Here is a 23,522-nt window from a genome sequence, read left to right as displayed (position 1 = left end):
CAAAATTTTTTAAGAAATCTTGCACAAATTGTGAAGTTTGTTTTTGTCTATATTGCCCATATGTTTTATTTTGCTACAATTACCGGAATCTCACAGGTATATGTTCTTTCTTCATCAGAAACAGTGATCTTTACAGATCCGGCTTCTCCGGCACGGACTACAGCCATCGCTTCACCGTAATAAGTATCGACCGTATTCTGTGCATAATTTCCTTCTACATAGGAGCAGGCACTTCCCAGCCCTTCGAGCGTAGCATTCTCTACTGTAACTTTCAGATGATGCTTCTCCATCGGTTTCCAGTTTCCGGCAGAATCTCCATACTGTAATGGAATAAACAGCAATCTGCCAGCCTTCACAGTTTTCTGCTCCGGTCTGATATGAAGTACTGTTTCTTCATTTGCTGTCATCAGAGTCTGACGACTGATCTCCTGTCCGTTTTTATCATAAGAAACTGCTGTGATCTCACCGTCTTCATATGGAATGTAGAATTTTGAACGGCATTTCTTTACTTTGCCACGGGCAGCTTTTTTACCATTGACCAGAAGTTCCACCTCTGCTGCTCTTGCAAAAACTTCAACCTCTGCTTTTTCTCCGGCACATCCCCGCCATGACCAGCTTTCCAGTGCTTTGGACAGCGCCCATCCGGTCAATTGCAGATTCTCCTTCTGATAAACAGGTTTCACGGCAATAAACGGACCCGTTTCCCTCTCAAAAGCAACTCTTGTATAAGCAGCCTCTGCACGAGGTTTTCCGAGAAGGTCGATTCTTCCGTTGTTTCCAGTCATTCTGGTATGTGGCATCCTGCCTCTGTAATCTTCATACTCAGCAGCACCATCTCCGGTCTCTCCGATATATTCCCATCCGGACCAGACAAAATCTCCCAGGATTCGTTTATTCTTCTTTGCAATCTCCCAGAAGCTATATGCATCCTTGCAGAAAGTCTCTGTACCGAGGATCAGACGTTTCGGATATTTTTTCAGGTCATGTTTGTATCGGAAAAGTCCGTAGTTGTAACCAGCGATATCCATATTTGCAAAAGCATCTTTTGTTTTCCAGTCACATGGCGGAAGGGTCGCACCAATTTTCATAAAATAGTCGCCAACCAGACAGGCAAGTGTATTATAGAATTCACTTCCTACCGGTTTTTTCTTTTCTTTTTCCTGTTTTTTTGCCTCCTGCTCTGCAATCTCCGCACTTTTTTCTGCTTTATCATCGCTGTAGACACCCATTCCCATGGAGCTTAAGAAGTTAAAGAAAATGTTGATTCCGCAGGTTACCGGTCTGTATGGATCCAGCTTATGAAGATAAGAAGTCATTCTGCCGGTCAGTTCGATTCCTTTTTTCTGTGCAGTTTCTGCAACTTCATTTCCGGTGGAATACATGATCACACATGGATGATTGTAATCTTTCTCCACCATATCTTTAAGGTCCTGCTGCCACCATTCATTCAGATATCCTGCATAGTCATATTTTGTCTTATGAATATACCAGACATCTACATATTCGTCCATCATCAGCATTCCCTGACGGTCACAGGCATCCAGCATGTCTTTGGAACACGGATAATGAGAAGAACGGATTGCATTATAGCCATTCTCTTTGAGGATACGGACTCTTCGTTCTTCCGCTTCCGGATAAGTGCAGGCTCCCAGTACACCATTATCATGATGTACGCAGGCTCCTCTGAGGATTTCCCTCTTACCGTTGATCGTAAGACCTTTTTCCGGATTCCATTCAAGAAGTCGGATTCCAAATGTTTCCTCTACGACATCCTCTCCAAACGTTGCACGCAGAGTATAAAGATTCGGATGATCACAGTCCCAGAGCTTTGCGTTCGGAATTTCCATACGGAAAACCGACGGGTGTCCGGTATTTTCAACCTCTTGTGTAAGAATACAATTCTCTTTATCCAAGACCTCTGCTTTCACCCTGCCCAGGCAGGAAGTTTTTATTTCTACCTCGATCACTGCCGGAGCATAGCTGACTGTATGGATCCTGATTCCATTGACCGGAATGTATTTCTTGTCGCCTGTCCAGAGATATACCGGGCGGTAGATTCCTGTTCCAGAATACCAGCGGCTGTTTGGCTGGTCAGAATTCCGTGCGATCACGCGGATTTCATTCTGTGCTTCGTATTTCAGAAATCCTTCCGTATCTACATAGAAATTTGTATAACCATATGGTCTGTATGCGGCTTTCTTTCCATTAATATAGACTTCTGCATTATGATAAACACTTTCAAACTCAATGAGAACTTTTTTTCCACTGTATTCTGATGGTACAAATACATGTTTTGTGTATTCATAATCGCCACCCAGATACCATCCGGAATTTCCCTCGCTGACACTTTCTCCGGTACGCGGTTCACTCCGCATGGCATCATGTGGAAGTGTTACGGAATATGGTTCTTCATCTCTGGTCAGGCATCTGCAAGTCCAGTTTCTGTTAAAATCTATCTTCTTCATTTCAAATCTTCACCCTTCTTGTTTCTCCTCTGACCAGAGAAATTTTTTCTTCACCGAGTTCCAGAACTCCACCTTCTGCATCTGCAGTCACTTCCAGACATTCTCCATCCCAGGCCAGCCGGACCGTCCCGTCACTTCCCACAGGAAGTGTACAGTCCAGGTCTGTAAAATACTGCATCTGTGGCTTTAATACATAAGTAACCCCATCCTTGTTTACAAGATCCAGTCCGGCAAAATATTTTGCCAGAAAATAGATAGGACTTGCCGCCCATGCATGGCAGAGACTCTTGCCAAAATGATCCCCGTACATATCATACTGTTCTTCCTTCGGCACGGACGGATCATACTCTTCCCAGAATGTGACTGCCCCAAGATCCAGCATGCCACCCCAGTAGGAACGGATCTTGTCCAGAACTTCTGTCAGTTTTCCCATCTGGCACAGTACATCTAACTCAAAGAAGTTAAAGTATGGTGTTGTGATTGCCGGAATCTCATCATTTTCAAGTACATTTGTGAGAATTTTTTCCTGCTTCTGTTTGTCTGCGATATCAAACAGAATTGCAAAAATATTTGCATGTCTCGTTACATTACGTTTTCCGGAAGTAAAAGAATCGATATACGCACCTTTTTCTTCATCCCAGAAGAACTTTTCAATAGCAGCCGTCAGTTTTTCGTATTCCTGTCTGTAAACATTTCCATCTTTGCCAAGCTGCTTGCTGATCTCTGCCATCACACGGAAACATGCTGCATAAAGCATCTGTTCCGCACAGAGCGGACCATCTTTATCCATATCAGCCCAGTCGATATATACCCAGTCTTTTTCTTTTCCGATCAGAAAACCATGCTCCTCTCGTCTGCCATTACAGAACCCCATAAGGGACACCATCTTTGGATAAACCAGTTCCAGAAAATCTCTGTCGCCGTATCCTTCATTGTGATAGTCCACGCCCAGAAGCCACAACAGAGAGTAATCTACAATTGTATTAATATGTCTCGTCATCGGATCATTGCCACGAAGCGCGAGGATCGTTCTCTGATCGATTTCTGCATCTGCCATCAGATAACGGTTTACGAAGAAGCTCTGGTATGCATCTCCCGACCAGATCCATTTATCACGTTTCACCCCATCAATAAAAAAGATTCCACTGCAAAGACGGAATGTATGCTCTGCCACCGACCAGATCTGATTCAGACGTTCTTCTCCACAATGAAAAGCTGCTTTTACCGGGATATCCACATACTGATGATTTGCTCTGAGGATAACTTCTCCCGGCTTACAATCCGGAATATACGCAAAACGTACTGCACAGCATGGACACTTTCCAGTTTCTTTGTCCGGCTGCCAGCTGTAATAGCAGTTTACCGTATCGATTGCTTCTTCTCTGGATTCGCCACAGCAGATCAGTACCGGATGATATCCATTTTTAAATTTTGCCTCCAGAACCGCATTCAGCTCCGTTTCAAATTCATAGAGAGTTCCTCCGTTATACTCCGTTACACTGACTGGTTCATAAACCTTTTCACTGTATTCCCAGACTGTCGGATTCTGTTCCGGTCTGGTGAAATATTTGCTCTTGCCTGCCGGCTGTGGGTCCTTTTCATAATCCTCTGCCATCCATCCTGTATCAGAGCAGATCACATCGCCTTCTATATAAATACATGGAAAAGCCTCAATGCAGCCTGCATGAACAGCTATTGCAACTTCTCCCGGTCCACAGGTGATCTTTTTTCCAAATGGATATTTCTTTTCTCCTGCCAGCACATGTCCGATCGCATTGGAATATACAGTGAAAGATGTTTCTTCCTCCAGATGATAAGTGCGGCGAAAAGCAACACGGTTGCGGAAACCTTCACTCTTCCAGAAAGCCGGCCATCCAAACCCTCGCTCCACACGACTGAAATTCTGCTTCATTCCATGATATAACTCAAAATCTCCCGGATACCAGATCCAATAACTTTTGCTCATTCCCGATTCCTCCAGTTTTTTCTATTTTATTCAATTCCATTTGCACTGAACAGCTGGTTTTGGCATATAATTTCTACCTTAAACTATATGCGTTACTTCTATATAAAGTCAAACACAGTTGACGTACAAAAAGTACCCGTTCACGATATGACCTGCAAAAGTATTTTTTTCGAAATTTATTCCAGCAAAAAACAGCCAGGATTTTACTCCCGGCTGTTCTTATTCATATTTCAAATGTCTTTCAGGCATTCCAGATATTCAGTTAATCCCAGCCACCATATTCTTTGATGGTCTCTTCCACTCGTCGTTTCACTTCTGCAGCAATCTCCGTAGTCTTCATGTCCTTATACTCGTCATAATACATTGGCTTCAGGAAATGCACCTGCACTGTCAGTGGTTCTATGGAACCAGTGTCAAAAGCCTTATACGTATCAATCAATGCAACCGGCACGATCGGGCATCTGGCTTTTGTTGCAGCTTTGAAACTGCCGCCTTTAAATTCCAGTGGATGATTTCCATTCTTACTTCGGGTTCCCTCTGCAAAAATCAGATAGTTTCGTCCAGCCTTAACTTCTTTCGTAACATTAAGGATAATCTGCATAGACTGTCGAATATCCTCTCTGTCCATAATATATGCTTTCATACAGGCAAAAACCTGTCTCAGAAACGGAACATTCCCCACTTCTTTCTTTGCCACTACAGAAAAAGGTGTCGGGCAGGCATCCACAATTGCAAGGACATCATACAGTCCCTGATGATTCGGATAAAACATAAATCCATTTTCGTTCGGTATATTTTCTACACCGTATGACTGAACCGTAATATTTCCACCTTTATTAGCCCGTTGATCTATTTTCTTCAGAAGTGCATAACGCTCTCCCTCTGTATAATTATCAACGTTTTTAGCATATCGGTTCAGCATAAACCATCCCCATGGTACAAACAAGAGATTCCTCAGCACCATCATAATGATTCTTTTCATTCCGCTGCCACCATCCCTTCAAGGATTCTATATTGCTGTTCGCTTAGCTATTTTAATTTTGCAGCTATTTTTTCCTCATATCCAGGATTCTTCTTGATGAACTTATCATAAGCAGTTGTATAATCCTTATATGCCTGTGTATTCATAAAATCAGCATACTTTGTCGCAGCCTGCTTACTCAGATCATCGGTAATCTCCGACGGTGTCATTACATAATACTTGCCGTTATCTTTCTTCTGTACCATGTAAGTGCTGATACAAGGGTAGCTCTGTCCATTCTTCAGAACCAGCTCATAGGTAATATACATATATGTATAGTTACCATTCTGATAAATTTTATCACACTGTGTGATTTCTGTTTTTTCAGCCTCAAATGCACTGAAATATTTCACAGTCGCATCCATCTCCTGCTGCAGAGTATCATCTGCTTTGGATACACCATAGCATTTTTTGACTTTTTTCTCATTTCCACCTGTGTATGATTCGATCAAAGTTCTGACTACTCTTTCCGGAGTCTTATGGCTGACTCCGCATCCCTTTGCAGCAAATACAATGATAATGATCAGAACGATCAGCGCAGCAGCGCCTGCCAGAACCGGTTTCGGTAATCTGGCAATCACTGCAGCTATATCAGAACCTCTGGAAGTTTTACGCCGGGTTCCTGAAGTTTTACGTCTGGTCTGCGTTTTTCTTCTTGCTGATGCGGATTTTGAACGTCCGGATGCACTTGAACCGGATCTGCGTCTGACATTTGTTGCCGCATTTTCCTTATCCATGATTCTTATTCCTCTGTGCTGTCTGTATTTTCGTTACTGTTCTCTTCTGTGGAGATATTTTCAGAGCTTTCCTCTGTCTTTTCAGAATTTTTATCTTCTTCTTTTTCACGGACTTTCGCAAAGCTTGCAACCGTTACTCCATCAGAAAGATTGATCAGTTTGACTCCTGATGTAATTCTTCCAAGGATAGAGATATCAGAGCACTGCAGACGGATAATGATTCCTTCTGTGGTGATCATCATGATCTCATTTTCTTCATTGACAGCTTTTGCTCCGATAACATTACCGGTCTTCTCAGTAATCTTGTAGCACTTCACACCTTTACCGCCTCTGTTCTGGCAGGTAAATTCACTGATAGAAGTACGTTTACCCATACCGTTTTCAGATACAACGAGCAGATAATATCCCTGTGTATTCAACTGCATTGCAACAACTTCATCTCCATCAAGCAGATTAATACCACGAACACCCATCGATACTCGTCCGGTACTTCTGACATCGGATTCTTTGAAGCGGATACACTGACCGTATTTCGTTACAAGGATGATATCTTTCTTGTCATCCGTTGCCTTAACTTCGATCAGTTCATCGTCATCTCTCAGAGAAATAGCTGCCAGACCAATCTTACGGACATTTGCATAATCCTGGATCGGAGTCTTCTTAACAAGACCCTTACGGGTAGCCATCATCAGATACTGACCTTCTTCAAACTTACTGATCGGAATGACTGCTGTGATACGTTCTCCCGGCATCAGCTGCAGAAGGTTGATGATTGCAGTACCACGGGCGGTTCTTCCAGCTTCCGGAATCTCGTATGCTTTCAGTCTGTATACACGACCAGTATTGGTAAAGAACATGACATAATGATGTGTTGTTGTCATCATCAGTTCCTCGATATAATCGTCATCCAGTGTCTGCATTCCCTTGATTCCTCTGCCGCCTCTGTTCTGGCTGCGGAAGTTATCTACTGTCATACGTTTGATATAACCAAGTTTTGTCATGGTAATGACAGTATTTTCTCTCGGGATCATATCTTCCATAGAAATATCAAACGCATCAAATCCGATAGCCGTTCTTCTGTCATCGCCGTATTTCTCAGAAATTGCAAGAATCTCCTCACGGATAACACGAAGAAGTGTATTTCTGTCTGCAAGGATTGCTTTCAGTTTGCGGATCTTTTCCATTAATTCTGCATATTCTGCTTCCAGCTTCTCTCTTTCCAAACCGGTGAGAGCACGAAGACGCATGTCCACGATTGCCTGTGCCTGAACATCTGTCAGTTCAAATCTGTCCATCAATTCCTGCTTGGCTACCTGGACACTTCTGGATCCACGGATGATACGGATAACTTCATCAATATTATCCAGAGCTTTCAGCAGACCTTCTAATATATGCGCACGTTCCTGTGCTTTATTCAGATCATATTTTGTCCTTCTTGTCACAACATCTTCCTGATGTGCAAGATAATATTTGAGCATTTCAGGAAGCGTCAATACCTTCGGCTGAAGGCTTCCGTTTACAGCCACCAGACACAGCATGATAACGCCAAAAGTATCCTGCAGCTGTGTATGTTTATACAGCTGATTCAGAACTACATTCGCATTGGCATCTTTACGAAGATCGATACAGATACGCATACCTTCACGGCTGGAATGGTCATTCAGGTCTGTGATTCCATCGATTTTCTTGTCTCTTACAAGCTCGGCAATCTTTTCGATCAGGCGGGCTTTATTTACAAGATATGGAAGTTCTGTAACGATAATACGTGATTTGCCATTCGGCAGTGTCTCGATATTTGTCACCGCACGCACACGGATCTTGCCGCGTCCGGTACGATATGCTTCTTCAATTCCTCTTGTACCAAGGATAGTAGCACCTGTCGGGAAGTCAGGACCTTTTACGATCTCAAGAAGTTCTTCTATCGTAGTGTCTCTGTCCTCTTCAATGATATTGTCGATGATCTTGACAACGGCACTGATCACCTCTCTCAGATTGTGAGGCGGGATGTTAGTAGCCATACCAACGGCAATACCGGAGGTTCCATTTACAAGAAGGTTCGGATAACGGGATGGCAGTACAACCGGTTCCCGTTCTGTCTCATCAAAGTTCGGCTGGAAATCAACGGTATCTTTGTTGATATCAGCCAGCATTTCCATGGAAATCTTACTCAGACGTGCCTCTGTATATCGCATCGCAGCAGCTCCGTCACCATCCACAGAACCAAAGTTTCCATGACCGTCTACCAGCGGATATCTGGTTGACCAGTCCTGTGCCATATTTACAAGTGCGCCATAGATGGAACTGTCTCCATGCGGATGATATTTACCCATGGTATCACCAACGATACGGGCGCATTTACGATGCGGCTTATCCGGACCGTTATTCAACTCTATCATGGAATACAGCACCCTTCTCTGTACCGGTTTCAGACCGTCTCTGACGTCCGGAAGAGCACGGGAGGCAATAACACTCATGGCATAATCTATATAAGATTTTTCCATGGTCTTCTGCAGATCCACCTCATGGATTTTATCAAAAATATTGTCTTCCATTTTCTATTCTCCTAGATATCCAGATTTTCTACAAAGCGTGCGTTTTCTTCGATAAATTCACGTCTTGGTTCAACTTTGTCACCCATAAGAGTGGTAAATGTCAGGTCAATTTCAGAAGTTGCTGATTCATCCATAGTTACACGGAGAAGAATTCGTTTCTCCGGATCCATGGTTGTCTCCCAGAGCTGTTCTGCGTCCATTTCTCCAAGACCTTTGTATCGCTGGATCTTATTGTTATTGTCACGTCCGATCTGCTCAAGGATGCTGTTCAGCTCTGCATCATCGTATGCGTACCAGACTTTTTTATTCTTTTCGACCTTATAAAGCGGCGGCTGTGCCAGATATACATAGCCCTGCTTGATCAGCTCCGGCATAAATCTGTAGAGGAATGTCAGAAGCAGTGTTGCGATATGAGCACCATCGACATCGGCATCCGTCATGATGATGATCTTGTGATAACGCAGCTTGCTGATATCAAAGTCCTCGTGGATTCCGGTACCAAATGCAGTGATCATTGCTTTAATCTCTGCATTGCTGTAGATTCTGTCCAGACGGGCCTTTTCTACATTAAGGATTTTACCACGCAGTGGAAGGATTGCCTGTGTTGCACGGTTTCTTGCAGTTTTTGCTGAACCACCGGCGGAATCTCCCTCTACGATGTAGATCTCACAGTTTTCCGGATTCTTATCTGAGCAGTCTGCAAGTTTACCTGGAAGAGACATTCCGTCAAGTGCAGATTTTCTTCTTGTAAGATCTCTTGCCTTACGTGCTGCTTCTCGTGCTCTCTGCGCAAGTACTGATTTCTCAACTGTTGCCTTCGCAACCGTCGGATTCTGCTCCAGAAAGATCTCCAGCTGTTTGCTGACTACAAAATCAACAGCTCCACGAGCCTCACTGTTACCAAGCTTCTGTTTCGTCTGTCCTTCGAACTGTGGCTCCTCGATCTTAACACTTACGATTGCTGTCAGACCTTCTCGAATATCATCACCACTTAAATTCGGTTCACTGTCTTTGAGCAGCTTATTCTTTCTTGCATAATCGTTGAATGTCTTTGTCAGTGCATTACGGAAACCAACGATATGTGTACCACCTTCCGGTGTATTGATATTATTTACAAAGCCATAGCTGTTTTCTGTATAGGAATCATTATGCTGCATGGCTACTTCAACCATAACGCCATCTTTTTCACCTTCGCAGTAAATAACTTCCGGATACAGTGCTTCCTTGCTTCTGTTCAGATAGGTAACAAATTCCCTGATACCACCTTCATAATGAAAGGCTTTTTCTTTTTCCTGATCTTCTCTGGTGTCTTTCAGTACAATGCGAAGACCTTTGGTCAGGAAAGCCATCTCACGGAGGCGCTGTTTCAGAATATCGTAATCATAAACTGTCTCTTCGAAGATTTCTTTATCCGGCAGGAAGGTTACTTTTGTTCCTGTCTCTTCAGGATCACAGACACCAATCTCTTTCAGAGGATACATGGTATGTCCTCTTTCATAACGCTGCTGGTATTTCTTTCCTTCACGGCAGATCGTAACCTCCAGCCACTCAGACAGTGCATTTACAACAGATGCACCTACGCCATGAAGTCCACCGGATACTTTGTATCCTCCACCGCCAAATTTACCACCTGCATGAAGGATGGTAAATACAACTTCTACTGCCGGTATTCCCGCCTTGTGATTGATTCCTACCGGAATACCTCGTCCGTTATCAACTACTGTAATGGAGTTATCCGGATTGATGGTTACCTGGATTTCAGTACAAAATCCTGCTAAAGCTTCATCTACCGCATTATCCACGATCTCATATACAAGATGATGCAAGCCCCGGCTCGATGTACTTCCAATATACATACCAGGTCTTTTACGAACAGCTTCCAGTCCTTCCAGAATCTGGATCTGGTCCGCGCCGTACTCTGTATTCTCTCCGCCCATTTGCTTCCTCCTGTCATTCTATATTCATTATAATGGAAACCGACATTTTTCGCATTTGCCGGTTTCCAGATAGGCATAATAATACTAATTTATTATAGCACAAAACAGCCCTCATTCCAACAAAATCCCTTTAAATAAGAAGAAAAAAACGAGAGCCCGGTTTACACCAGACTCCCGTCAAACGTCTTACACTTTATTTCTGTTTTCTCTTTTTGTAAGCAACTACTCCACCTGCGATCACGATCACAGATACCAGAAGAACCAGACCCCAGAATGCCGGATTCATCGGGTCACCAGTCTTAACCGGACGACTTGTTGCACTTCCGCCATGGCTGGATGCATCACTTCCACCGTTAGATGTACCAGAACCACCATTGCTTCCGCCAGGTGTTACAGTAGCATCCTTCTTGGTATTGGTAATCTCGATGCTTCCTTTATACTGATCAGACTCATTCAGCTTAACACTGCCTTCACCACTTACTACATATGCGAAAGAATCTTTATCGAGTACATTACCATCCTTATCGGTTTCCTTAACTGCATAAGTAACAGTAGCTTTTATATCTTCTGAGAATGGAACCGTAACAGTAACTTTATCATTCTGCTTCAGTTCAACGGTGCTTACCGCCTTACCAGAATCATCAAATACAGTTGCATAGAACTTGTCGTCTACAGTCTTTTTCACACCGTCCACTACAACGTTCTTTGTAATCTCGATCTTTCCATTTACAAAGAAGCCTTCCGGAAGAGTTGAAAAAATGTTATTTACATAAGCTGCGATATCTGTAGCAACCGTCTTATCATCCACTACAATACTGTTGTCTTCCTTGTCTGCTGCATTTGTAACATTGTAATGGAAGCTGTTTTCTTTATCAAGCTGCACCTCATCATTCAGCTTGATCGCCTTGTTGTTCTCATCAAGCTCGAATACATAATAGGTACCTCTTTGAACATTGCTGTAAGAAGCTTTGCCTGACTGTGCATTCTGGATATGGATCGTTCTGATGTAATCATCACCATATGGGATCGTACCATCCTTATCAAGGAAAAGACCAACCTTGTAAGTTGCATCGTCAGCAGTTATTTCATCCAGTTCAAACGTATTCGGGTTAATACGATACAGTCTCTTCTCAACTGTAATACCTGCAGTGTTGCTCTTCTCTGCCTTTGGATAAGCCTGTACATCGTAGATCCAGCCTTCCTCTGTGCTTGCAAAAGGAACTGTTAAGAGCATTGGAGTAACCTTAACGGAACTCTTCGCTGCACCGATTACCAGGTACATGCCCTCTTCCATATCGCTGTAAACAACCTTGCCCTGCTCATCCGAAACAGCCTCAACCGGCTTTACTGAAGAAGCAGCTGCAACCTCGGCAAGCTTTTCGGCTGCTGAATACCATTCACTTGCATTCTTGAAGGAATCAAAATCGTATCCTGCAGATGACATGGAGCTAGTCAGTATAAAATGCACATTTCCATCAAATGAAACATCCGCAACTCTGTAAAGCTCTAACTTGACACCTGTCAGCGGTGTTGTCTTGCCATCCTCATCCGTCTGCTGCACCGTCAGATTAAGACTTCCCTTTTTTCCGGCTTCGTAAGAACCTGCCTGAACCGTTCCTGCCAGGCAGCCTGTCAACATGACAAACATTCCCAGGAAAGCCAAAAGCTTATTCCACATTTTAAATTTCTTTTTCTTCTGTTTCACCACGATCGGCCTCCTTGTTATTTTCTGTGATCATTATTCGTCTTTGCGGCTACTCTCCTCTGTTTTTCGGCTTTTACGTCGAATAACTATATAAACAATGATGATCATTATGACCATAGCTACAAGACCAATGATCATAATCTTCACCGGATCAACCTTTGCGATCTGCTGGATCGGTGTCTCCTCAGCTTTCTCCTCCGGTTCAACATACTCCGTCCGGATTCCCCTTATAAGAAGCCTGTGAGTGTTGACTCCATAAGGAGTACAGGTTACCAGCGTCACATGATCCTCTCCCTCGATGATATCCAGCTCACTGGATTCCTCCGGAAGAACCGTTTTAATCTGATCTACTTTGTATGCAAGAGTCTTTCCCAGAACATGGATCAGAAAAATATCTCCATTCTTCATCTGGTCAAGATCCGTAAAAATCTTTGCACTTGGAAGTCCCCTGTGTCCCGCCAGCACCGCATGTGTGCTCGCTCCACCTATCGGAAGACTTGTTCCCTCAACATGCCCGACACCCTTTTCCAGGACCTCTGTACTGAGGCCATGGTAAATAGCAAGTATCAGATTCAGCTTGGGGATCTCGATACTTCCCATCAGCCCGTCACCATTTGGATCAAGGACCTCATCGTAAGGATGACTGAGAACATAATCCTCTTCGTTAAAAGCATCTACGATCGTATTGACCTTATGCTCCGCGTTGTACTCCTCAGCCTCCTGCCAGAGCTTTTCGTACTGGTCATCCGACAGATCACTGACGGATTCGTTGTACTTGGTTACAAGCTGCGCGTTTCGGTACTCATTCCAGTAATTACTGATCGTTGGGTAAGTAAAGATACCCGCACCGACGAGAAAAAGTAATATGATAAATATATTAATAACTATAGAACCTTTTTTCTTCTTTTCTTTTGCCATAATCTATTTTTTACCGCCTTTGTTAACTCGCCTCTTCAGCTTTGTTTCCTTTAAGTATAACACAAAAATAAAGAGTGCGGTAACGGATAGACCAACAAATACCCAAAGAAGATAATTTGTGTGAAGACTGCTTCCACTGAGTACTGTCTTCTCTTCTTTGACTTCCTCTTCTACATAAGGTACTCTGTGACCACGGACCAGAAGTCGTTCTGTATTTACTCCATAAGGAGTACAGGTTAAAAGCGTTACTAAATCCTGCCCATCTTCTACTGCAAGAGCAGTCGTATCTTCCGGCTTTACAACCGAAATCTTGTCTACTTCATAACATAAGGTTTCATCTAATACATGGATCAGAAAATGATCTCCTACTTTCATCTGATCCAGATCTGTAAAAAGTGATGCACTCGGAAGTCCACGGTGTGCAGAAATAACAGCATGTGTGTTTGCTCCACCAACCGGAAGAGAACTTCCTTCCAGATGACCTGCACCCTTATTCAAAACCTCTTCTTCCGTTGTGTGGTAGATTGGGATTTTGATATTGATCTTAGGAATCTCTACACTTCCCATCATCTCATCGCCAGCGATGTTCAGCGTATTCATATAGACCGGATCTACTCCACTTGACTCTGCAAGTGCAAAAGAGTCAGGAAGAACACATGGAAGTAAGGCTTCGTTATAGTCTTCTGCTTTCTTACGCTCTGCATCATAGTCAATTCCTTCTGCTGCTTCCTTATCAGAAACGACCTGTTCATAATTACTGATCAACTGTTTCTGTCTGTAGTTATTCCATTGATTGGCTACAAAGGGATACAGCAGCAAGGACAAACCAGCTAAAAATATGATGCAAATTACTAAATTGCCTGCTTTTTTTTTCATCCGAGCTCTCCTTGCTGTTGTATTATTTTTTTATGAATCCGGGGCAGATGCCCCGGATTCGATATTTGGTTATAAACAATCACGAATGATTATTTGTTTGTTCTTTTGCGGCTTGCAAAGAATAAGCCAGCTGCTGTAACCATGATCAGGCATCCAGCGATTGTGAAGATTGTAGTACCGATACCACCTGTGGATGGAAGAGCGGAGAGTTTGGTATCTTTCAATGAAGTTGGTACAGTTACATTTTTATCTTTGCTTTCTTTAATAGTTGCACTAGCACCATCTACATTGATAGAATATCCTTCTGGTGCTTTTGTTTCTTCAAACCAATATGTACCTTCATCAAGACCTTTTACAGTCAATGTTCCGTTTACTGCAACTAAGGTATCTGTTGAAGTAGCTTCGTTATCTGCTAATGCTAATTTGTAAATGCCATCTCCTAACTTGATAAAGCGTAATGCTGAAACTCCAGAATTTTCTTCCTTTACTTTATCTTTTGTAGCTTTGTATAACTTGAATTCTGCACCTTTAAGAATCGTTTTTCCGTCTTCTGCGTATTTAGTAAGTGTAATTGTTCCAGTATAACCTTTAACTTCAGTCTTACCCATCTCAGTTTCATTTCTGGATGTATTAGCTGTATTAGTATATCCTTCTTCAGATGTTACAATTGCCTTATACTGTACTTCAACTTTTTTACCTGCATTTGTATTGCTTGTTCCAATAGTATTTTTGGTAAATTCAATTGTATACTTACCATCATCTGCTTTATTAGTAGTATAATCTTCATTAGCTTTTAATGAAGTATCACCAATCTTAACGGATGTAATCTCTTGAATATCCAGACCAGTTGGTGTATCAATGATTTTAAAAGTGTTATCTTCAGAATCAGCAACAGTAAAACTTGGAAATGTAGTTGTAATTGTAAATGTTACTTCTTCTCCACGTTTTACAAAACCATCTGCTGCTTCTTTTTTCACATCATAACCTGAGGATTTAGCTACAAGTGTCACATTTTTTGCCTGCATATAAGTTGCAACATCGTTGTATGTTTCTGCAACCATAGGAGAATATGTGATTTTATTACCACTTGCTGTAACAACATAAGCACCTACAGGAACTTCTGAAAACTCTACTTGTGTTTCACCTACAACATGTTTCTGCTGAAATGGTGCTATAGTTTCAGGTACTGCTTTTGCTAACCCTTCAGCATTTGTGATTTCATATTTTTTTCCATCAGTACTTAATCCAATATAATCTTTAGCCCAGTCAGCTACAATCCATTCGTTCTTATCAACATTTAATGTAATTGCTGCATATAAGTTAACTGTTTCTTCTTCCTGTGAAGATAAACCTGTTACTGTAATTTTACTAGAATAAGAAGTAACTGGTTCTGTAACTTCTGCTGCAAATGTTGGAATACTCATTGCGAGTACCATGGCCAGTGTTAATAACACTGCAAAGATTTTTCTCATCTTCTTCATAATCTTGTCTCCTTTTCATTATCGGGCTTTGCCCATTTTTTTTATTGTTCCCTTATGCGGGATAATTACGTTTTTTTGTGGCAAGGAGCCACTGAAAAAATCAATCGTTACAATTATTTTCCCAGCACCTCCCTGCATTTGTTTTTATATAAGATCCATGCGGCTGTAGACATAAGTACCATACCGCCGATCATATACCAGTAAATTCCGTTGCCACCGGTTGATGGGAGGGTGTAGACTTTCTGGTTGGTAAGTGTAATTACCACACCTGTTGCTGCACTAGCCTTGATCTCAGCACCATCCAATGATTTCAAAAGACCTTTTTCAAATACTACCGTCCAACCACTGTCATTTTTCATATAACCAGCTGGAGCTTTGGTCTCATAAATTTTAAATGTTCCATCGAGTGTGTTCAGATTTACATTTTCTCCATTCACAGTTTTAGGATCCCATGTAATTGCTCCACGCTTAACAGATCTTCCAGTTGCATAGACTGTATTGTCCTTCTTCAATTCAAATTCAGCACCGGAAAGACCAACATTATCATCAGCACTCGTTTTCACAGCTGACCATTTTAAGGTATTGGTGATTGTAAATGTATCACCAGCATTAGTAACAACACTTACATAATTATTTTGGTTACTACAATCAGTTTCTGTAACTCTGTATTCATACCCGGTTGGAAGATTCTCAATTACACGTGTCCATTCAGCATCACCAGTGGTATTTTCAGTGATATTATATGTGCCAAAGTCGTTCCAAGTGTGGCCACCATCTTTGCTACCTTCCAGTTTGAACTCTACATAATCCTCAGAGTGGTCTATATTATCAGGCCATATTTTTTGAACAGTTATGTTTTTAGAATCTAGTTTATTACGGAATATTACTTGTGTTGCATAATCGTCACGAGTAATTTCTTTGCCGGTATTTGTGTAATTCTTTATAGCATCTTCCGTTACCTGCTCGCCTGCTATTGCATTTTTCTTTAAAACAGTTGCAGATGTTTCCCAATTCTGGTTTGCGTTTAATGTGAAATGCATATCATCTACTGTTACGTTTAAAGCACCAGGTCTAAGTTCAGCTACATTGTTATTATCATCCCACTCTTTTCTGATATTGAGCTGTTCTGTTTGAAGTACATTTGCAATGTAATAGTTTTCATCTGCACATTTCTCATCATAAGTATTGGTGATTATTACATTAGTAGCATCAGGATCGGTTGTGAAATCATACACGATGTTGCTCTGATATCCTGCCGGAATATTCTTTTCAACGACACCGTATACATATTGTTTTATACTTGTTGTATCTGAACTTTCGGTTACAAGATTTGTCCATTCGCATGACCAGTTATTAGATTCAGTTAAATCAGCTGTATAAAGTTCCTTTGCCTCACCTATAATACCTTGTGAATCTACTTCACTCTGCATAAGAGCAACAGTAACAGTTTCTTTTGGACCATCATTCTTCCAAATCTTTTTTACTTTTACTTTATTCGTTGTTACCTTGCTGTAGTTATTAGTAACAACCGCTTCTGTAGAAGACGGATAGGAATAGGAAGCAGTGTAGTCTGCAACAGGTTTTTTTTCTGTAACGTTTTCAATAGTTTTAGTGACTGGAACATTTTCCGTTGCAGTCCAGCCATTTGTTTTATTCAAAGTTACAGTTCCAGATGTACCATCTGAATAATTTACCTTCAAATCGATAGAATCCACATTAGGATTAACACCAGAAGGCTGCTTCCAAATTTTTGTATAAGTAAGAGTATGCTGTAATACTTGTACAACTGGTTTCTGATAATTTACAGTTTTTGGAGATTCATCAGTACCATTAACTTTGTAAGCCAATGTTGCTGTATCGTTTGAGAAGAATCCCTTTTTTCTAGCACTGGTAGATCCCGTTCCATCATCACCTGTATGTGGATAACCTGTAGATGAAAATTCCGTGTTCGCTTTTTCCGTAGGTTTTACATGGAAGCTTACTGTATAAGTTGCACCTTTTACCAACGGAGCGTTAAATTTAACTTTAACAGTCTTGCCAGTAGTGGTAACAGTATAATCACCACTAGAACTTAAAAGAGTTTCGTTTCCATTTGCATCAACCATTTTTACAGTTATTTCAGGATTAGGACCTGTAAACTCTACATAATCACTTAATGTATCAGTAATTTCTACATCTTTATAAGTCGGAATCACTTGATTAATAATACCGGATAATGCGCTACCAAGTTTATCACCACTACCATCTACAATTGCAGCACCTTTCACTGTATTATTGATGCCATTATTGAATGTTTCCATACCTGATTGTGTACCTTCTGTCAAATATACAGAATAAAACTGATTAACATTCTTTAATTTTGATGAGTTTTTAACTGCGTCGATAGCTTCCGTATAATAAGCTTCATCTGTGGCATTACCATGACCATATTCGTCTCCCCATGAGTTAATTGAATAAGTAGGCCTACCATCTGAAAGGAAGATGACAACTTTTTTATTATTATTAGTTCGCTTCCTTAATACAGAATCAGCTTTCTGCATTGCATAGGTCCAGTTTGTACCGCCTTCTGCTTTTAAGTTATTAACTTTGTTTTTAAAAGTTGTACTGTTTTTTGCTGTATACCAATCCGTTGTTTTTGTTTCGTCAACTCCTGCAAAAGATACATATGCAACTGCGTTTTTGGCATTGGCATTCAATATCTGATCAACAATTCCAGTTGTACCATTTGTACCATTCAATAAGTTTTTCACTGTAGGAAGTAAATTGGTATAAGTGCTGCCTTTTCCTTTACCCATACTTCCAGATGTGTCAATTACAAATAATACGTCAACACCATCTGCAGTACCTTCTGCTCCGGTTACATCCAAATTCAAAGTGTAGTCATTTGTATTTTTATTGTATGTAATATACTTCCGGTGAGCTGGTTCGCCAAGTTTGCTTGTTGTATTGGTAGAATCAGAAACAACTGTTGTTTCATCATCACTAAACATGTTTACAGCTCTTGCTTTAACTTTTGATAAGACACCTTGTTCAGAACTTGATTCAGCAACGTTTGTAGAAGTTGTTGTAATCGCATTAGCATTCCATGTTTTCCATGCCCATGCGTAGTCACTACCGTCTCCGGAAACAGCTTCTCCATTAGAAGGTGATGTATATACATACTCACTGTCAACATTTCCTTCTACTACCGTATAATCAATTTTCACTTTTAAGCCAGTGTCTAAATCTATAACCTTATATACCGGAACTTCCCAAGTACATTTCCATTTATTATCATCCGTCTTGTTAGCATCCGTCAAGGTTTGATCTAAAGTATCTAATCCCAAATCTTGAGCTGTAAGATCTTTTGTGACATATTGACCGTTTTCCTCTACGTCATATGTTGCTTTCAAGGTTACAGTTAAACTAGCCGGTCTGGTATTCCAAGTATTATTATTGTCATCCCAAACTTTAGTGAAGTTTACTTTTTTCTTGTTTGCTGCCTCATATGCATTTGTGAATGAAACGGTAGCAATCGTTTTACCTGTTAATGTAAAGCTGGTTGTATTTTGTGTTGTTTGTTCAGCTGCATCACCAACTTTGGTTTTTGTCTCTGTTGTTGTTTTGAGCTGATAACCAGCTAAATCTGCACCTTTCTCTGTAAGAGTTACGTTATAAGTTGTTCTGTATGCTATTTTTTTGTTGGCCAAAGTATATTTCAAATTTCCATTTGGCTGCGAAGTCATGTTACTTCCGGAAATCTCAAGAGGCGCATTTTCAGCTAACCCAAATAAGTTTCTTACAGTAGTATCATCAACCGCATTACCATTTACATCTGTCACAGAAATTTCAAATTTCAGGCTATTTTTTATGTTGTTAATCTGTGTGCTAGATAATCCAGAGAAGTTTTTGTTAATTTCTATAGAATATTCATCATCTGCTACTGGTGGTAATTCCTGAGAGAAACCTACATTATCAAGGAAGTTACCTTCTGTAAGACTACCTGCTGCTGTTGTACCTGCCATAAAGAAAAATCTTGTCAGACTCGATGTTGGAATATAACCATTAGCTGCAAAGATGGGATGCCAGTTTTGATTACTACTTGTAATTCGTATTATTTTAATTCCATTCTGATTATAAACTACTTCATTTTCTTCCGTAGTTGCAGTTTTAGAGTATGTAACCCCTAAGTTACTTAAATAATTTTTCAAATTAGTTTGAGTGGTCAAATTATTCTCTATTGCTGTTTTAGTTGGCATCATTACCAAGAACATCGTATCATACTGTTTTACGTTTGCGTTTGGATAATATGTATCATCTTCCCATGGCCAGTAAGCTTTTTTTAACACGTATGGGGAATCACCATGTTTTCCTCTTGCACGATGTGAAAGCCAATAGTTTAATGCTGTTCCGTCTTTTGTAAGAACATCCTGATATAATGCTCCTGATGCTTCGCAGTTTAATTCAGCAAACTGGTTACGTTCATATGCTGCATTTGCCCAATCATGACCGTCATCATAACTTCCGTTAGTCGGAGTATATGATGAACTATCAGAGAAATTATTAAAAAGCTTGCCGGACACTTTATTCCAAGCATATGAGCTACTATCATTACTCATACCTTTTCTAACAATTTCTATATCGTGATTTTTCTTATCGTCGATTCCAGTTCCAGTTGTTTGCCATACACCATTTTCTTCTTTATAATACTCATTAGAATATTGATTACTATAGCTAGTTGCCGTAGGGGTTTCAAATCCACCATTTTGTAACTCTCTGAAGTAAGTTACTTGAATTGGCTTCGAAGTTATTTTTTCCCCGTTCGTAAGTTCAACTTCTACATAATACCATTGGCGTGCACCAGTTGCTTCTCCGTTATCATACGCTGGAAATAATTGTTTTTGATCCTGAGAAATATTTGTTTTGATTTCAGAACCGGTATTGTAATTAATAGGATCAACTTTTGTGTATTCACCTGTTTTTTTTGAGTTTCGATACCAAGTATAGGATTTTACAGAGTCAGAAGTACAGGTAGCTTCTAATGCACCACTATTTACAATATTATTTGTAATTGTTACTGTTGTACTAAGGTTCTCAGCTGAATCCAAACTGTCCTGCCAAGCTAGTGCAAACACAGAAAATTTATCAGTAACAAATTCTGCTTTCTGAACACTTCCAACTTCATCTGTTTCTACATTTGCATTTCCTTCCTGGGTCATGTCCACTACATTAACATTGCCATCTTCGTCTTCAACCAGATGCATCATTGTAACTGCCATCTGATTTACTGGTTCTACAGCAGGTTCTTCCTGACTAAGTTCATCTTCCTCAGTTAAAACTACTGTTTCGTTTTCAGTTTCTGATGCCTGAGCAACTTCTTCAGGCACGGATGGTTCTGTGTAGTGCATGGAAACATTTACGGAACCATCAACTGGTTCTATCTTATTTCCATCATTGTCCTGGAAGAAAATATCATATGCAAGGAAACCTGCGATTTCGTATCCATCTTCCTCAGCTTTTTCGTTAAGCTTATTTTCTGTTTCTGCGTACTTGTCAGGGTCTGTTTCCTGTACGATAGGAGTTACAACAAACTCTGCATTATCTGGAAGAACGTCTTTTGCAGCTGTTGCAGTTACAACCACATTGTCGATTGTCTTATAGTAAGTTACTTCGTCTTCGACCTGAACTTCTGCTTCTTCATTTGCATCTTCGTTTTCTGTACCCTGCTCTTCAGTCTCAACAACTTCCGCCATATCGCTTCTTACATAAGCTTCTGCTTCTTCGTAGGAAACTTTGTACCAGGTGAATTCGTCTTCACCGGTTACTGTTTCGAGAAGTGGAAGCTGTGTGTCTGTAGCTACTGTTGCGATCACTTCGGCTTCTGTGGAAGGAGCTACGCGAAGGTTAACTTCGTCTGCGGTGATGCGGATCATTTTGATCTGTTCCTGATCTGGTGTTTCTTCCGGATTCTGTTCTTCCTCAGAGTTTTCTATATTATTCTCTGTGTTGGTTTCTTCTCCGTTCTCTTCGGTATTTTCGGTGTTGGTGTCTGCATTAACTTCTTCGTTATTTACTTCACCGTTTTCTTCTTTATTCTCAGTGTTTTCATTATCATCTGCTGCCGGTGTACTGCTCCATACAAATGTATATGCTGCGGTAGCTGCTGACTGGAAAGCTGCTTTGGTGAGCTGTCTGCTTTCGTTTGTTTCAACTGTAAGCTGGTCTTCTTCGGCTTTGAGCTCTGTCAGTTCCAGTTCGGAAGTTTCTTTGTTGGTTCTGATCATGGCTGCTGTCACTGTAGATGCTGCCGGGTCTGTCAGTTCCGGTGAAGAAGCTTCTTTATAAGTAAAGCTGTAAGTAACTTTGCCTGCCGGTTCAACCGGGTTGCCATCTGCATCTGTAAAAGATACGTTGTAAGCAAGGAAGCCGTCGAGGTTTTTGCCCTGGCTCTGAAGCTGCTCTGTGATCTTGGCTGCCAGTTTGTTGTACTGGTCTGTCAGCTCAGCATCTTCGGTGTTGTTCTCGACAGCCTTGACGATCATCTGTGTTCCGTTTGGAAGGACACCTGCCGGAGCTTCGGCCTTGACCTCGATTGTTTCGTTTTTAAGATTTACGATACAGCTTACAGGCTGTGCTGCTTCTTCGGCTGGAGCGCTGCTCTCGGATGTTCCATCTGTGAACATGTTCTCGCCTGATGAGAAGTCAACATCGCTGGAACCGAAATCATCGGATTCGCTGTATGTTTCGTCCGTACCCTCTTCCGATTCAAAATTCACATCTGTGTCGAGATCGTCTCCTGTATCTTCGGATGTATCGACTGCTGCGGAATCCTCCTCAACTTCGACCATGTCTACCATGTCATCGAAGGAGCTTGCCTGAGATACATAGTCTGTATTTATTAATACAGTCGAGCAGAACAGCACGATTGCAAACATCATACTGAGCACCCGACATGTCAGGCTTCTTTTCTGATTCCGTTTCCTTTTTTTGAATTTTTTATTATTTTCTCTTTTCATATTAACATCCCCTATTATATGCATGATGATAATAAAAAAATTATCGTTAACTGCTTCACGTACAACTTATTTAAGATTTAACGACATTATAACAGGTGAACTGTTTCGTCACCTATTTCGTCAGCCGCTTTCAGCAACATTTTTAGTACTATTTTGACAATTTTCGATTATTTTGAGTAAATCGAGCTCGCTGTTGAAATCTTCCCGCTCGTTGTTTTTCATATGATAGACACTTCCCTGCCATGTAGCGCTCTGACGGTATCTGACATATACAGCCAAGGTGTCTATGCTTCCTCTCTGTTCAAGGATCTGTTCACGGTTGCTGACCTCTGTAAAAGAGATTCTTTTTTCATTTGCTGGTTTCTGCTGTTTGTCTTCGTATGTCCGCAGCTCTGTTGATGACTGAGGAAAGTTCAGCTCGTTCATGAATCGCTCCATATAGCGGAAGAGTTCATGAATACTTCGGAAGAATATAGGATCTTTACTGTAATAACAGTAAAATCTTCCGGACCTTTCTACTCCGTCTATGTTGTCTATGCAGACATTTACGATATTGGAAGCAGAAATGTTGAGCTTTTCTTTCATCATTCATCCACCTCCAGTGCTCCATCAATCAATCTGATCAGTTCAAGTGCACTCCTGAAACTTTTCTTTTTATTGGCTTCCGCCCAGGTCACTTCGCCCTGCCATGTGGCATTATCACAGTGACTCACATGTATTACAAATGTCCCTGTATGTTTTTTTTTGCCTTTTTCCATCTGCTTTGTATCCTCCGTCAAGATCCGATCACGGTATTTTTGTTTTTAACCACACGATAACACGCACTTATTTCAGAGTATTTTTATTATAGCATCGGGGTTATTTCTTCA

Annotated in this window: 13 protein-coding genes; all 13 read right to left on the bottom strand. The window is 41.1% G+C overall.

Translation table 11 applies throughout. The annotated features are described in order from the left end of the window. Nucleotides 1-65: 65 nt before the first annotated feature. Nucleotides 66-2,465, bottom strand: a complete 2,400-nt coding sequence (locus LI112_RS11610; protein WP_227190771.1) for a glycoside hydrolase family 2 TIM barrel-domain containing protein — start codon at nucleotides 2,463-2,465, stop codon at nucleotides 66-68. Between the two features lies 1 nt (nucleotide 2,466). Further along, nucleotides 2,467-4,431, bottom strand: a complete 1,965-nt coding sequence (locus tag LI112_RS11605; RefSeq protein ID WP_227190770.1) for a trehalase family glycosidase — start codon at nucleotides 4,429-4,431, stop codon at nucleotides 2,467-2,469. A gap of 262 nt (nucleotides 4,432-4,693) precedes the next feature. After that, entirely contained in the window at nucleotides 4,694-5,413 is a 720-nt protein-coding gene (locus LI112_RS11600; protein ID WP_138344185.1) for a 1-acyl-sn-glycerol-3-phosphate acyltransferase, read from the bottom strand. Between the two features lie 47 nt (nucleotides 5,414-5,460). Further along, nucleotides 5,461-6,189, bottom strand: a complete 729-nt coding sequence (locus tag LI112_RS11595) for a hypothetical protein (protein ID WP_227190769.1) — start codon at nucleotides 6,187-6,189, stop codon at nucleotides 5,461-5,463. A gap of 5 nt (nucleotides 6,190-6,194) precedes the next feature. Beyond that, nucleotides 6,195-8,741, bottom strand: coding sequence for a DNA gyrase subunit A (gyrA, locus tag LI112_RS11590; RefSeq protein ID WP_227190768.1), 2,547 nt, complete (start codon nucleotides 8,739-8,741; stop codon nucleotides 6,195-6,197). A gap of 11 nt (nucleotides 8,742-8,752) precedes the next feature. Continuing rightward, a complete protein-coding gene (gene gyrB / locus LI112_RS11585) occupies nucleotides 8,753-10,678 on the bottom strand; it encodes a DNA topoisomerase (ATP-hydrolyzing) subunit B (protein WP_227190767.1) in 1,926 nt (641 codons plus the stop codon). A gap of 193 nt (nucleotides 10,679-10,871) precedes the next feature. After that, a complete protein-coding gene (locus LI112_RS11580; protein ID WP_227190766.1) occupies nucleotides 10,872-12,383 on the bottom strand; it encodes a pilin N-terminal domain-containing protein in 1,512 nt (503 codons plus the stop codon). Nucleotides 12,384-12,416: 33 nt separating this feature from the next. Further along, nucleotides 12,417-13,301: a class C sortase gene (locus tag LI112_RS11575; protein ID WP_227190765.1), complete on the bottom strand. Its 885-nt coding sequence runs from the start codon at nucleotides 13,299-13,301 to the stop codon at nucleotides 12,417-12,419. Nucleotides 13,302-13,304: 3 nt separating this feature from the next. Beyond that, nucleotides 13,305-14,177, bottom strand: coding sequence for a class C sortase (locus LI112_RS11570; protein ID WP_227190764.1), 873 nt, complete (start codon nucleotides 14,175-14,177; stop codon nucleotides 13,305-13,307). 89 nt (nucleotides 14,178-14,266) lie between these two features. Next, on the bottom strand, nucleotides 14,267-15,658 hold the full coding sequence (locus tag LI112_RS11565; RefSeq protein ID WP_055066478.1) for a SpaH/EbpB family LPXTG-anchored major pilin: 1,392 nt from the start codon (nucleotides 15,656-15,658) through the stop codon (nucleotides 14,267-14,269). A gap of 113 nt (nucleotides 15,659-15,771) precedes the next feature. Beyond that, a complete protein-coding gene (locus LI112_RS11560) occupies nucleotides 15,772-22,653 on the bottom strand; it encodes a VWA domain-containing protein (RefSeq protein WP_227190763.1) in 6,882 nt (2,293 codons plus the stop codon). A 120-nt stretch (nucleotides 22,654-22,773) separates the two neighbouring features. Further along, nucleotides 22,774-23,241 (bottom strand): hypothetical protein, encoded by a 468-nt coding sequence (locus tag LI112_RS11555; protein ID WP_227190762.1) that lies wholly within the window; start codon nucleotides 23,239-23,241, stop codon nucleotides 22,774-22,776. Then, a complete protein-coding gene (locus LI112_RS11550; protein ID WP_005423923.1) occupies nucleotides 23,238-23,411 on the bottom strand; it encodes a hypothetical protein in 174 nt (57 codons plus the stop codon). Before LI112_RS11550 ends, LI112_RS11555 begins: the two co-directional genes overlap by 4 nt. Between the last annotated feature and the right edge of the window lie 111 nt (nucleotides 23,412-23,522).

This window comes from Blautia sp. 210820-DFI.6.14 (genome assembly GCF_020558815.1).
GTDB lineage: Bacteria > Bacillota > Clostridia > Lachnospirales > Lachnospiraceae > Blautia_A > Blautia_A obeum.
The sequence above is the reverse complement of the archived record's forward strand: the minus strand, read 5'-3'. Positions and strand labels throughout refer to the sequence as shown.